The sequence below is a fragment of the Stenotrophomonas daejeonensis genome, assembly GCF_001431505.1.
In the GTDB taxonomy this organism is placed as follows: Bacteria; Pseudomonadota; Gammaproteobacteria; order Xanthomonadales; family Xanthomonadaceae; genus Stenotrophomonas; species Stenotrophomonas daejeonensis.
On sequence record NZ_LDJP01000045.1, the window covers coordinates 1 to 13,316 of the forward strand.

At 62.2% G+C, this 13,316-nt stretch carries 8 protein-coding genes and 1 tRNA gene; 7 read left to right on the forward strand and 2 right to left on the reverse strand.

Features of this window, described 5'->3' with window-relative positions; genetic code table 11:
• Positions 1 to 318: 318 nt before the first annotated feature.
• The 3 genes from uvrB to ABB34_RS15405 all read left to right on the forward strand — a co-directional run bounded on the left by uvrB (position 319) and on the right by ABB34_RS15405 (position 3,546).
• Complete coding sequence (gene uvrB, locus ABB34_RS07975) at positions 319 to 2,337, forward strand: excinuclease ABC subunit UvrB (RefSeq protein ID WP_057640792.1); 2,019 nt, start codon at positions 319 to 321, stop codon at positions 2,335 to 2,337.
• A 112-nt stretch (positions 2,338 to 2,449) separates the two neighbouring features.
• A tRNA-Val gene (locus ABB34_RS07980) sits at positions 2,450 to 2,524 on the forward strand.
• Between the two features lie 554 nt (positions 2,525 to 3,078).
• Complete coding sequence (locus ABB34_RS15405) at positions 3,079 to 3,546, forward strand: helix-turn-helix domain-containing protein (protein WP_274601424.1); 468 nt, start codon at positions 3,079 to 3,081, stop codon at positions 3,544 to 3,546.
• Between the two features lie 221 nt (positions 3,547 to 3,767).
• On the opposite strand, the gene ABB34_RS07990 is transcribed toward ABB34_RS15405, so the two are convergent.
• Both ABB34_RS07990 and ABB34_RS15230 read right to left on the reverse strand, forming a co-directional pair.
• Positions 3,768 to 4,325 carry a Fic family protein gene (locus ABB34_RS07990; RefSeq protein WP_232522520.1) on the reverse strand — a complete coding sequence of 186 codons (558 nt, stop codon included), beginning with the start codon at positions 4,323 to 4,325 and terminating at the stop codon, positions 3,768 to 3,770.
• Between the two features lie 1,228 nt (positions 4,326 to 5,553).
• Positions 5,554 to 6,048 (reverse strand): hypothetical protein, encoded by a 495-nt coding sequence (locus tag ABB34_RS15230; protein WP_152979548.1) that lies wholly within the window; start codon positions 6,046 to 6,048, stop codon positions 5,554 to 5,556.
• A gap of 503 nt (positions 6,049 to 6,551) precedes the next feature.
• Here ABB34_RS15230 and mobI point away from each other — a divergent pair.
• The 4 genes from mobI to ABB34_RS08005 all read left to right on the forward strand — a co-directional run bounded on the left by mobI (position 6,552) and on the right by ABB34_RS08005 (position 12,830).
• Positions 6,552 to 7,208 carry a conjugative transfer protein MobI(A/C) gene (gene mobI / locus ABB34_RS07995; RefSeq protein WP_057640794.1) on the forward strand — a complete coding sequence of 219 codons (657 nt, stop codon included), beginning with the start codon at positions 6,552 to 6,554 and terminating at the stop codon, positions 7,206 to 7,208.
• Positions 7,209 to 7,719: 511 nt separating this feature from the next.
• On the forward strand, positions 7,720 to 8,334 hold the full coding sequence (imuA, locus tag ABB34_RS08000; RefSeq protein ID WP_057640795.1) for a translesion DNA synthesis-associated protein ImuA: 615 nt from the start codon (positions 7,720 to 7,722) through the stop codon (positions 8,332 to 8,334).
• A 6-nt stretch (positions 8,335 to 8,340) separates the two neighbouring features.
• Positions 8,341 to 9,747: a Y-family DNA polymerase gene (locus ABB34_RS15690; RefSeq protein WP_232522519.1), complete on the forward strand. Its 1,407-nt coding sequence runs from the start codon at positions 8,341 to 8,343 to the stop codon at positions 9,745 to 9,747.
• Positions 9,744 to 12,830 carry an error-prone DNA polymerase gene (locus tag ABB34_RS08005; protein WP_245625422.1) on the forward strand — a complete coding sequence of 1,029 codons (3,087 nt, stop codon included), beginning with the start codon at positions 9,744 to 9,746 and terminating at the stop codon, positions 12,828 to 12,830. Before ABB34_RS15690 ends, ABB34_RS08005 begins: the two co-directional genes overlap by 4 nt.
• The last annotated feature ends 486 nt before the right edge of the window (positions 12,831 to 13,316 follow it).

Below are 13,316 nucleotides of genomic sequence, written 5' to 3' on the forward strand. Positions count from 1 at the left end.
AGGCATTGCCGGCGGCGATGGCGCGCTGGCGTTCGACCAGTGGCGCGAGGGAGGGCAGTGCGACGGCTGCGCTGATCGACAGTATGCAGGCGCAGACGATCAATTCCGCCAAAGTGATGCCGGCATGCAGGGGAGGTGGGGTGGTTGGCATCCTTGCCATGTTTTCCTTCCTGCTCCATGAAGGGCCACGCAGGCATCTTCGCCTGTGCCGGGGATGGTGAATGTCGGCCCCCGGGGTGCCGCACTGTAGGGAAGCCGCTCAGGCAGTCGTCATCCATGCGGTGGCTATACTTGCCGGTCAATCCTGTCCGCGCCGCCATGTCCGACCGTTTCCAGCTCGTCTCCCCCTATTCGCCCGCGGGCGACCAGCCGGCTGCCATCGAGAAGCTCGTTGCCAACTTCGAGGCGGGCATCGCCAAGCAGACGTTGCTGGGCGTCACCGGCTCGGGCAAGACCTACACCATCGCCAACGTGGTGCAGCAGGTGCAGCGGCCGACGCTGGTGATGGCGCCGAACAAGACGCTGGCGGCGCAGCTGTACGGCGAGTTCAAGTCGTTCTTCCCGCACAATGCGGTGGAGTACTTCGTCAGCTACTACGACTACTACCAGCCCGAGGCCTACGTGCCATCCTCGGACACCTTCATCGAGAAGGACAGCTCGATCAACGAGCACATCGAGCAGATGCGCCTGGCCGCGACCAAGACCCTGCTGTCGCGCCCGGATGCCATCGTGGTGGCCACGGTGTCGGCGATCTATGGCCTCGGCGCGCCGGAAGACTACCTGTCGCTGCGCCTGATCCTGTCCAAGGGCGAGCGCATCGACCAGCGCGACCTGATCAACCACCTCACCCAGCTGCAATACACCCGCAACGAATACGAACTGCAGCGCGGCACCTTCCGCGTGCGTGGCGAGGTGATCGACGTGTTCCCGGCCGAGTTGGACAGCGAGGCGGTGCGCATCGAGCTGTTCGACGGCGAGGTCGAGCAACTGAGCATGTTCGATCCGCTCACCGGCGAAAGCCTGCGCAAGATGCAGCGCTACACCATCTACCCGAAGACCCACTACGCCACCACGCGCGAGCGGGTGCTGGCGGCGATCGAGACGATCAAGGCCGAGCTGAAGGAACGACTGGAAGTGCTGTACGCGCAGAACAAGCTGGTCGAAGCGCAACGGTTGGCGCAGCGTTGCCAATTCGATCTGGAGATGATGGCGGAGGTCGGCTATTGCAGCGGCATCGAGAACTACTCGCGCCACCTCACCGGCAAGGCCGCCGGCGAGCCGCCGCCGACGCTGTTCGACTACCTGCCGCCGGACGCGCTGCTGGTGATCGACGAATCGCACGTGACCATTCCGCAGATCGGCGCGATGTACAAGGGCGACCGTTCGCGCAAGGAGACGCTGGTGGAATTCGGCTTCCGCCTGCCGTCGGCGCTGGACAACCGCCCGCTGCGCTTCGAGGAATGGGAGGCGCGTTCGCCACGCAGCATCTACGTGTCGGCCACGCCGGGGCCGTATGAATTGCGCGAGTCCGGCGACGACATCACCGAGCTGGTGGTGCGCCCGACCGGTTTGACCGATCCGCAGGTGGAAATCCGCCCGGTCGCCACGCAGGTTGACGACCTGATGAGCGAGTGCAACGCGCGTATCGCGATGGGCGACCGCGTGCTGGTCACCACGCTGACCAAGCGCATGGCCGAGAACCTCACCGACTACCTCGGCGAGCACGGCATCCGCGTGCGCTACCTGCATTCGGACGTGGATACCGTGGAGCGCGTGGAGATCATCCGCGACCTGCGCCTGGGCAAGTTCGACGTGCTGGTCGGCATCAACCTGCTGCGCGAGGGCCTGGACATGCCCGAGGTGTCGCTGGTGGCGATCCTCGATGCCGACAAGGAGGGCTTCCTGCGCTCCACCGGCTCGCTGATCCAGACCATCGGCCGCGCCGCGCGCAACCTGCGCGGCAAGGCGATCCTCTATGCCGACCGGATCACCCGCTCGATGCAGGCGGCGATCGACGAAACCGACCGCCGCCGGCAGAAGCAGGTCGAATACAACGAAGCACACGGCATCGTGCCGAAGTCGGTGGCGCGGCCGATCACCGACATCCTCGAGGGTGCACACGAGGAATCGGCGTCCCGGCCGGGCGGGAAGGGCAAGGCCGCCCGGCGTGTCGCCGAGGCCGAGGCCGATTACGCGGTGCTGGACCCGGCGCAGCTGGCGGCACGGATCAAGGCGCTGGAACAGCAGATGTACCAGCACGCCCGCGACCTGGAGTTCGAGGATGCCGCCCGCGTGCGTGACCGGATCCGGCAGCTGAAGGAGGCCAGCCTGGGATGAGGCCGGCGCGCGGGAACCGGCCCGCGAACAAATTCACGGAACCCTATTGTCCTGCCCGAACGGCTGGACTAAGATACGCGCCCTCGCAGCGAGCAATTCGCCGCGGCGCGAAGGGCGGTTAGCTCAGCGGTAGAGCACTACCTTGACATGGTAGGGGTCACAGGTTCGAACCCTGTACCGCCCACCACGAAATCAAAGACTTAGGACTTTGGCTCGTGGCACGTACGGAAAAAATACGGAAAAGCGGCCTGCATAAGCGCCGCTTTTTTTGTGCCTCGATTCTGAGCTGGTGACGTGGCCTTTCATGCTCGGGGTGTGTCACCTTCAGCGTCCGATACGAGCATTGGAGTGCATCCCTTGGCCGATCTTGTAATGACCCAGCGATTCCTGCACAGGTCTGGCCACTAAATCGTACGCCTCGGCGGTATCGTTCAGGTTTTCTTATCCTATCGGCACGTGCTATTCACGCAGGGTTTGTCGGTCGCTGGCGTATGGGCGCGGCGGAGTTGGCGATCCGCACCGTACGTTCGGCTTCGATCCGGTGGTGACCTCCATCGCGCTGTGCACGTAGATGAAGCACGTGGCGTTACCGGTCGAACAAGCGCTTCATAGAGCGTTTGGATGGGAACTAGAGCCCTGTGCGGCAAATGCCACGCATACAAAAGAGCCATACAGGGAATAGTTGCGCTAATCTTTTGTTCCTTAGAAGGAACAATCATGGCTCCCAGCGCAACTTCCCGGATGCGTCGCTTAGCCCGGTTCAAGCTTGATCAAACCGGTGATTGGCTGCGTCAGATACTACCCAGACTTCGACCCGTACCACGTGGCGGTTGGATCGCGGCCACTCGCGACGCCTTAGGAATGTCCCGAACCGAGCTCGCACGACGACTGGGGGTGCAGCCTAGTTCGGTGCTCAAGCTGGAGAACAGCGAGCGGGCCGGAACGGTGCAGGTTGACACATTGCGCCGCGCAGCCGCGGCCATGGATTGTGAAGTTGTCTTGCTGGTGGTGCCGAGACAGTCGCTACAGGCAAGCGTCGATCAACAGCGCCTGAAGCTCTTCAACGCCACATTCAATCGGACTGCGACCCACATGAAGTTGGAAGATCAGGCGGTCTCCGAAGAGCTTCGACGCTATCTCCTGGAACAGGCTGAAACCGAGATCCCGGATACCGCACTGTGGCGGGTACGGGAGGAGGACCTTGGCTGATCTCCAGCGATTCAAGTTCACACTAAAGGACAGGCAAGACTTGGCATTGACTGTGTCCTGGCACTGCATCTGTAGGTAGCTTGGCGAGAACAGCCGCAAGTCCTTGTCCAGACTGTCTGGCTGCGACCGGAAGCTCCGACTTTAGGGGCGCTGAAGTAGCTTCGCGTCGACATCTTTCAAGCGAGAGATCAGACGACGCGAACCAATCACGGGCTAGCTGGCTATGTGCTGGGACTTTGGGTGGAGCAGGGGCGGGTTGCCAGAGGGGTGTCCGTAGCGGGTATGTTGATTTCGTAACGGGTACTGCGGCCGCCATCTGGTAGGCGGCGCAAGTAGCCCCTTTCCACCAAGTCGATGAGGTGGCTGTCGGTGGTGGCTTTGGATACCTTGGCCACTGCTTGGTACTGGCGGGTGTTGATGCCCTGCTCGAAGCCGTGCTCACCACCATCAAGAAGGCGATTGAGCACTTTCATTTGGTCTGCCGACAGCGATTGGGGGCAATGGTTCTGCCAGAAAGATCCCTTGGCCTTCAGTCGGTTGATCCGATGCCAGGCCTGAATCAGGCTGTCATGCAGGGTGCTCAGGAACCATTGCAGCCAGGCGGTGATGTGAAGGCTGCGCTTCTGGGTGCTCTCAAGGATGCGGTAGTAGCCTGCGCGGTCAGCCCATATGCTGGCCGACATGGTGTAGAAACGGATTGTCTGTGGTTGTGCTTGGGCCAAGGCCAGATCGGTCAGGGCTCGAGTGAGGCGGCCGTTGCCGTCGTCGAAGGGATGCAAGGTGGATGCATCTACCCGTTTCGAAACCCGCAGGTTCTTCTCTGGTCCGATGGATTTTTTCGAATTTTACAAACGGTAATGAGTGTTATTTACGATAAAGGATAACTCTTTACAATAAAGGAATTCCTTTACATGTAGAGTTTTGGTGGATCATTTTTCTTGCCTATTCCCTATTTATATCAATGGCATGCAGACTTATCCACATTTTTCCCACGTGGGAAAATCATGAGATCTGGCCGATGTGGACGATGCTAAAGACCGAATTCTTCGTCAGCTACGGTGCTGAGAGGTGAGTTGTACGCGTCCGACTGACCTGCTCCCCTGAGCCGTGACAAGCAGCGATGCAGGTGTTCTCGAGCACCGCGCTTGGAGTGAGGTTAGGACTGTGACGTGATCGGCACTGTGCGCGCCGATCACGATTCAGCACTGGTAGCTGTCACTCGGCGTCCCCCGTCTTCAGTAGAGGGGCTGTTTGGAATCCGGTGTTCATCGTCGCGGCATTGGCCGTGAGTTGTCGTGCATAGGCGGCGGGCGTCAGCCCGCCGTGTAAGGCTGACAGGCCTCCCGAACCCTAGGGGGTGCGACCATTACTCCACACTTCACAAAGCCCACTGGTGGCGGTTGTGAAGTGCATACGGTCCCCGAATCCAAGCCAATTGCTACATGTAGGGGTGTGGAGTAATGGTCGCCCCCCCACGAATTTGGCGTGGAGAAATGATCGCACCCATCCGTCCAAAGAGGACTGCTGACCTCTCCCTTCAGCGGTCTGAGTCGTCAGGAGGGGGAGGCGCTTCTTGTAAGCTACGACTAGATATTGGGTAAAAAATGCAGGATAGGCACTATATCTGGCGCATCCTCGGGGTGGGGCGAGCGACGAGGCGATGAAGGGGGGCATATCCAGAGGTCGCCGAGTAGGGCTGAGAGGCCTCCCGAACCCTAGGGGGTGCGACCATTACTCCACACTTCATAAAGCCCACTGGTGGCAGTTGTGAAGTGCGTACGGCCCACGCATCCAGGCCGATTGCGACATGTAGGGGTGTGGAGTAATGGTCGCACCCCCAAGAGCTTGGTGTGGAGAAATGATCGCACCCCCCACGAATCCAGAGGGAGAAGTGATTGCATCCAATCCTCTCCCATCAGCTGTACCGGAAAATAGCGGCTTCGCGGCCGGGTCTTCGGCTAGGTAGTTGAGAGCTGGATTTCAAGCTCCAGAAGAATCTCGACCTTTTCACGGTTCATGAGTTGACGCCCCCCGAAAGACTTGCATGCCAAGCAATTCGGGCTGCCAAGAATCTCGACCATCAGGCTGCGGTGAGGGGTCAAAAAGCCCCCTTTCTGTAGCCCGGAAAAGAATCTCGACCTTTTGTGCGGCATGAGCTGCGAGTTTCGTCCCGAATGGCTTGGTACATAAAGGAATCGAGGGCGAAAGAATCTCGACCTTTTTGGCCTGATGCAGGGCAAAAATGAGGTTGCTCGGCATGGTCACTAATGAATCTCGACCTTTTTCAACGGGAGCATCGGGCGAAATCACGCCCAAAGGCTTGCCTAGCAACGGTCCTAAAGGATAGAGAATCTCGACCTTTTTGGCGGACACGCCTGCTGGCGGCGAGGGCAGCACACCCTCACCAGCAAGCCAGGGGCCAATTCCCGCCCACTGGCATTGGTGATCTGGGAAGTGGAGCTTTTGAGACCAAGGCTTTGCCGTGTTGTCGTGGATGGCCATCCCATAGCAAAACCCGTGAAGTTCGCTATGGGAAATCACCCCCGTCCACACACTACTGCTGCATGGGAATAGGGTTCCGTCCCCATGCATTAGCAAGCCGCCCTTGTATGTGAACGTCCTCCAAATCCCATGCAATGCATGGGAACGGTGGGTCTTCCCCATATACGCAGTCATCATGATTTTCCCTGGTGACCTGGGAATCGACCTACTTTTGGCGCTTTTCTGCGCCTGGCTATCCCATAGCGAAATCCGCTATGGGAAAGCACCCCCGTCCACACACTACTGCTGCATGGGAATGGGGTTCCGTCCCCATGCAATGGGGGAAGCCTCCCATGTATGTGAACGCCCTCCCAATCCCATGCATTGCATGTGAACGGTGGGCCTTCCCCATACATTGGGGAAACGATCTTTCGCTAACCCTGAAAACCCACTTCTGCCTGCTTTCCCTGTATGGGAAATTTTCCATTCCCATAGCAAGTAGATATATGGGGAACAGGAGAATTATGAGTCACCAGCTTTACGAGCTGGACCTAGGCCAACTGGCCAACACCATTGAAGACCTCACCAAGCAGGTCACTGTCCTTGAGGCACTGATCGAGATCGAAGCCAAGCAGCTGAGTAAATCCTTCAAGGAAGCGAGGAAGAACGCCAAGGACCAACTAGGCGAAGCCACCACCAAGGAAAAGCACAAGGCTCAATTTGCACCACTGCTCTTTCACACCCGGCTCCACAAGGGCAGCTTGGAGATCAACTGGTCACTGCTGAAGGCCAAGACCAAGCCCAACGGAGCGAGTGCTAGCAGGCCGATCTACCACAACGTCGCCAAGGGCAAGGGGTTCGGATACCGTTTGCCGGATCTGATGTCACTCTCCCGTGACTACCAGCAGGTGCTGGTACTCGAAGCCGAACAGAAAGCTGTGGTGCTCCGAGAGCTGTGGTCGAAGATCGTCAACTTGCGTGTGTCGATCCGGACGCTGAGTCGTCTCTGCGAAGAGAAGACAAATCCGGTGGAAAAGGTCGAGGAGGCCAAGCGTGAGGGATTGGCCGCTGAGCTGGCGGTGCAGGGGGATGAGCGGGAGAGGCGGCGCCTTGCCGATGCCGAGAAGGCGGCCATGACCTATGAATTCGATAAAACTCATTTGGGGGCCTCTACTGAATGAGGTATTCGTTATGAAAGACCCTGATGACATCGAACACGAGGCACCCGACCCAATGACCATCGCAACTGCACCACTCGACATGCCCCAGTCCGAACAGGACGTGTGGAGTGCCTTGCGCAGCTACTTGAACCTGCAGGTGCCGCTGGCCGCTATTCTCCGCAGCCCATAAGGTTTCCTTAATCAGGGTGATCGCCCACAAGAAGAACAGGGCGGTCGATCCGCGACCGTCCTTCAGTTCCGTAAGCCAGGCAACAAAGTTGCCCCGTCCACTGAAGACCAGAAATCCTACTGCAGATGAACGGGGGTAGCAGGCTACGCCTATGGGAGAGCCGCGAGGTGTAGGGCTGGCGCACTGCTACAACATCTTCCCTCCTTCTCTTGTTAGTAATCCTGCTAACAGCATATGATGTGCTGTCTCAGGTCATGCGCCGCCCGGGTCCGAGACTGCCCTCATGCCGTTGTTCTGCTTCCGCTTCTGCAGCCACCACTTCCGCTCGACGGAGGTGGTGTGATGGCTGCGGTCGTGGCACTGGATGCCTTGGTGCATACCGGTCGGGTTTGGCGCGGCCAGCCGGCGGGTGTTCCGGAGGTTGCGCCTCAGCCCACCGGGTATGACGCGCTGGATGCCGTGCTGCCGGCCCGGGGCTGGCCTGCACACGCCCTGTCGGAGATCCTGCTGCCGGCTGACGGAATGGGGGAGATATCGCTGGTCTGGCCAACCTTGGCCCGGCTCACGCGTGCAGGCTTCAGGGTCGTGCTGATCGCGCCGCCCTATCGACCGCATGCGCCGGCATGGGCCCGGGCCGGCATGGACCTGAGCCAGGTGCAGGTTGTCCATGCATCTCCCCGCGAGGCCTTGTGGGCCACGGAGCAATGCCTGCGCTCGGCCGCTTGTGGCGCGGTCCTGTGCTGGCCGGCCAAGGCCGATGACCGCGCGTTGCGTCGCTTGCAGGTCGCTGCCGAGACGGGCCAATGCCTGGGTTTCGTGTTCCGTGATGCACGCCATGCCGACAACCCGTCACCGGTCGCGTTGCGCCTGCAGGTCAGTCCCGGCCAGATCCGGGTGCTCAAGTGCCGGGGGGGCAATCCTCCCGCCCGGTCGATCTGCTTCTCTGCGATTGCGTGAATTGCCATGCGCTGGGCTTGCCTGCTGCTGCCGCACCTGGCGATGGATGCCGTCCTCCGGCAATTGCCGACGCCGGAGGTGCCGCTGGTGCTGGCCAGTGGCCCGGCGCAGCGCCGGGTGTTGCATGCGGTCGCTCCTGCGGCCCAGCGACTGGGCCTGCGGCGGGGCATGCGCCTGTCGGCGGCTCAGGCCCTTGGTTCGGATTTCATCGTCCAGAATCACGACCCGCGCGTGGACCAACAGGCGTTCCTGTTGCTGGCGACATGGGCATACAGTTTCAGCTCGCAGGTCTGTACCGAGTTCGGGCATGCACTGGTGCTGGAGATCGGCGCCAGTCGGGCTCTGTTCGGGCAGTGGCCTGATCTGGAACGGCGCCTGCGCAGTGAGCTGGATATGCTGGGCTTCCGCCATCGCCTGGTGGCCGCGCCCAATCCCCACGCCGCCTATGTGCTGGCCCGCAACCACGACGGGCTGGGGGTGGATGAAGGGCAACTGGAAGCGGCGCTGGGGCGGGTGCCCATCGAACGTGCCGGCCTGCCTAAGGTCGCAGTCGATACCTTGAGCCGCTCGGGCCTGCGTACCCTTCGGCCGGTATTCGCGCTGGCCCGCGAGAGCCTGGTACGGCGTTTCCCGCCGGAGGTGCTGGCCCATCTGGATGCCATCCGGGGCAGGGACGCCGCGCCGCTGGCGTATTTCCAGCCGCCCGACCGTTTCATGGCCCGCATCGAGTTCGAGTACGAGGTCGAATCCAGCACCGCACTGCTGTTTCCACTGCGCCGGCTGACTGGTGATCTGGCCGCTTTCCTGTCCAGTCGCGACGGCGGGGTGCAGCGCTTCGTGCTGAAGTTCGAGCACGAGCGTCACCCGGCCAGCACCCTGGTGGTGGGCCTGCTGACCGCCGAGCGCGATGCCGCCGTGCTGTTCGAGCTGGCACGCAGTCGTCTGGATCATCTGCGGTTGCCGGCTGGCACGCGCGGCATGTCGTTGCTGGCCGAGGAACTGCCGCCGTTCGTGCCGGTGGCGCGCGACCTGTTCGACACCCGGCCACAGCAGGCGATGGATTGGGAGCAACTGCGCGAACGGTTGCGGGCACGTTTGGGGGACGAGGCCGTCCAGGGCATGAGCGTGCACGCCGATCACCGTCCTGAACGGGCCTCCGGGGTGTCGTCGGCTTCAACGTTGCCACCGCAGTTGCCCCAGCGTCCGGCATGGCTGTTGCCGCACCCGGTTCCGTTGCGGGGTTTCGGGATGGAAGTGCTGTGCGGACCGGAGCGGATCGAATCGGGCTGGTGGGATGGCGAGCCGGTGCGCCGCGACTATTACGTGCTGCAAACGCGCAACGGCCAGCGCGCCTGGGCTTTTACCGCACCGGGCGAGCGTGGCCCGTTCATGCTGCACGGGTGGTTCGCATGAGCGCGCCGGCCTATGCGGAACTGCATTGCCTGTCGGCTTTTTCCTTCCAGCGCGGGGCCTCCACGGCCAAGGAACTGTTCCAGCGGGCCAAGGAACAGGGCTACACCGCCCTGGCCATTACCGACGAGTGTTCGCTGGCCGGCATCGTGCGTGCCCACGAGGCGGCAAGGGAATCGGGTGTGAGGCTGGTTGTCGGTGCGGAGTTGCAGGTCGAAGACGGGCCGAAGCTGGTGCTGTTGTGCGAGAACCTGGCCGGCTACCAGATCCTGTGCCAGTTGATCACGGTGGCCCGGCGACGGGCGAAGAAGGGGCAATACCGATGCCTGCGTGAGGACTTTCCTGACGAGGTGCCCGGACTTTTCTGCCTGCTCTGTCAGGCAACTCCCACGCCCGATAGCGACATCGACTGGTTGAAACAGCGCTTCCCCGGATGCCTCGGACTGGCGCTGGAACTGCACCGCGGGCCGGATGACGTCCAGCACCAGGACAGGCTCCAGCAGCAATCCATCCACCATGGGCTGCCGCTGGTGGCCGCGGGCGATGTGCATATGCATGTGCGCCGCCGTCGCGCCCTGCAGGACACGCTCACCGCCATCGGCCACCGCTGCACCGTGGCCGAAGCGGGCTGGCGGCTGTTCCCCAATGGTGAACGTCACCTGCGTACCCGGCAGGCGCTGGCGGCGATCTATCCGGCTGAGGCTCTCGCGCAGAGCGTGCGCATTGCAGCGCGGTGCCGCTTCAGCCTCGACGAGCTGCGATACACCTATCCCCGCGAACTGGTGCCGGCCGGCTACACGCCGGCACGCTGGTTGCGGCAACTGGTCGAGGAGGGCGCGGCATGGCGTTGGCCGCAAGGGGTGCCGGACAAGGCGCGCAGCCAGATCGAGCACGAGCTGGCGTTGATCGCCGAGCTCGACTACGCGTCCTACTTTCTCACCGTCCACGATCTGGTGCGGTTTGCCCGCAGCCGCGGCATCCTGTGCCAGGGCCGTGGATCGGCGGCCAATTCGACGGTCTGTTTCGCGCTGGGGGTCACCGAGATCGATCCGTCCCGGATGTGCCTGCTGTTCGAGCGCTTCATCTCGCGCGAGCGCAACGAACCGCCGGATATCGACATCGATTTCGAACACGAGCGGCGCGAGGAAGTACTGCAGTATGTGTTCCAGCGCTACGGGCGTGATCGTGCAGCGCTGACGGCGGTGGCCACCAGCTACCGTGGCCGCAGCGCGATCCGTGATGTGGCCCGGGCGCTGGGCCTGCCTTCCGACCAGATCGACGAGCTGGCCCGGACACTGGATCGCTGGAGCGGCGATACGCCCTTGCCGCAGACGCTGCGCGAGCGTGGTTTCGATCCGGACACGCCGGTCATGCGCCAGCTGCTGGCATTGACCGGTGAACTGATCGACTTTCCCCGGCACCTGTCCCAGCACCCGGGAGGCTTCGTGATCTCCGAGCATCCGTTGCATACCCTGGTGCCGGTGGAGAACGCGGCGATGGACGGGCGCACCGTCATCCAGTGGGACAAGGACGACCTCGACGCGCTGGGGCTGATGAAAGTCGACTGCCTGGCGCTGGGGATGCTCACCGCCGTGCGCAAATGCCTGGACATGCTGCGTGACACGGGCCGGCGCGAGCTGACGATGGCTACGATTCCCGCCGATGACCGCGACACCTACGCCATGATCGGCAAGGCCGATACCGTGGGCGTGTTCCAGATCGAATCGCGGGCGCAGATGGCGATGCTGCCGCGTTTGCGGCCACGCAATTTCTACGACCTGGTGATCGAGGTGGCGATCGTGCGCCCCGGACCGATCCAGGGCGACATGGTCCATCCCTACCTGCGGCGTCGCAATGGCGAGGAGCCGGTCGAATACCCCCCGCAACTGGGCCATGTGTTCGAGCGCACGCTGGGCGTGCCGCTGTTCCAGGAGCAGGTGATGCAGCTGGCGGTGGCGGCGGCCGGTTTCACCCCGGGCGAGGCCGATGCGCTGCGTCGCTCGATGGCGGCATGGAAACGCCGCGGCGGGCTGGAGCCGTACCGGGAAAAGCTGACGCAGGGCATGCTCGAACGCGGCTACAGCCTCGACTATGCCGAGCAGCTCTTCCACCAGATCAAGGGCTTTGGCAGTTACGGTTTTCCCGAGAGCCATGCCGCCAGCTTCGCACTGGTCACCTATGCCAGTTGCTGGCTCAAATGCCACGAACCGGCGGCGTTTGCCGCCAGCCTGATCAACAGCCAGCCGATGGGCTTCTATACCCCGGACCAGATCCTGCAGGACGCGCGCCGCCATGGGGTCAAGGTACGGCCGGTGGACGTACGTTACAGCCAGTGGGATTGCACATTGGAGTTTGCCCGCGGTGATGGGTCGGGAAACCCTGAAATCCGCCTCGGACTCCGGATGATCAACGGGTTCCAGTCGGTGGTGGCCGAGCGGCTGGCCGGGCAACGGCAACGTCGGGGCTTCACCGATGTGGCCGACCTCAGCCATCGCGTGGACCTGGATTCGCGCCATCTTGCATTGCTTGCCGACGCGGGCGCATTGAAGGGGCTGGCCGGGCATCGCCATCGCGCACGCTGGCAGGCATCAGGTGTGGAAAAGACGCTGCCGCTGTTCGAGGGCCTGGCGGGAACCTGTGAGCCCGCACCGGCCTTGCCGCTGCCCACGCCATGGCAGGACACGCAGGCGGACTACAGCACCACGGGGACCACCCTGGGCAGGCACCCGATGCGCTTCATTCGCCGGCAACTGGAGGCGCGTGGCTACCTGCGTTCGGTGCAACTGGAAGTGCTGCCGCACGGCAGGCGCGTGCGCCATGCCGGCATCGTGCGCATGCGGCAGTCGCCTCCCACGGCCAGCGGCGTGACCTTCGTGACGTTGGAAGATGAGGACGGCATGATCAACGTCGTCGTCTGGCAGCAGGTGATGCAGCGGCAGCGCCGGACGCTGGTCGAGAGCAGACTGCTCGGCATCGAAGGGCGATGGGAGCGGGTGGAGGGTGTGTCGCACCTGATCGCCGAACGGATGACCAGCCTTGATGGGCTGCTCGGTGGCCTGGAGACAGGCAGCCGTGACTTCAGATAGACATCACTTGGCTGACTACCGGGGTGGATGGACGGTATTTCGAACAGGGCGCGTGACCCGCCGATAGATTGCTGCCATGACCAGGTAGGGTGCGATGCCTGACCCCGCGACCGGACTGGCTTCGGCAAAAACGGCGATTTCTGTCCGATTACACCGGATGCGAGAGGGGTCTAATCCATAGCAGGTCTTCCTTGCGGTCTAACACAGCCAACACCAGCGTCCCTGCAGTTCTCCAACCCATTGGTTTCCCGTAGGAATTCCCTGATTCCAACTCTTGCCCGGACGTGGAATACTCCGTGCAACACCGCAATTAGGCGGTCCAATAAGCGTTAGGCCTTGTTTCCCGCAGTGTCGTAGCCGGGCTCTAGGTGCCTTGCAGCATCTCGCTCATTTGCGGCATTTGCACTTCGCAAGCGCGGGAGCTGCATCGGCAGTCACCCGTGGTACTCCTCGGCTTCGGACAGGCGCGACTTTGGCGCAAGTACG

Coding starts and splice junctions, on each gene's coding strand:
- imuA (WP_057640795.1), top strand. CDS start 7,720: ATGGCTGCGGTCGTGGCACTGGATGCCTTGGTGCATACCGGTCGGGTT.
- ABB34_RS15690 (WP_232522519.1), top strand. CDS start 8,341: ATGCGCTGGGCTTGCCTGCTGCTGCCGCACCTGGCGATGGATGCCGTC.
- ABB34_RS08005 (WP_245625422.1), top strand. CDS start 9,744: ATGAGCGCGCCGGCCTATGCGGAACTGCATTGCCTGTCGGCTTTTTCC.
- mobI (WP_057640794.1), top strand. CDS start 6,552: ATGAGTCACCAGCTTTACGAGCTGGACCTAGGCCAACTGGCCAACACC.
- uvrB (WP_057640792.1), top strand. CDS start 319: ATGTCCGACCGTTTCCAGCTCGTCTCCCCCTATTCGCCCGCGGGCGAC.
- ABB34_RS15405 (WP_274601424.1), top strand. CDS start 3,079: ATGCGTCGCTTAGCCCGGTTCAAGCTTGATCAAACCGGTGATTGGCTG.
- ABB34_RS15230 (WP_152979548.1), bottom strand. CDS start 6,048: ATGGCCATCCACGACAACACGGCAAAGCCTTGGTCTCAAAAGCTCCAC.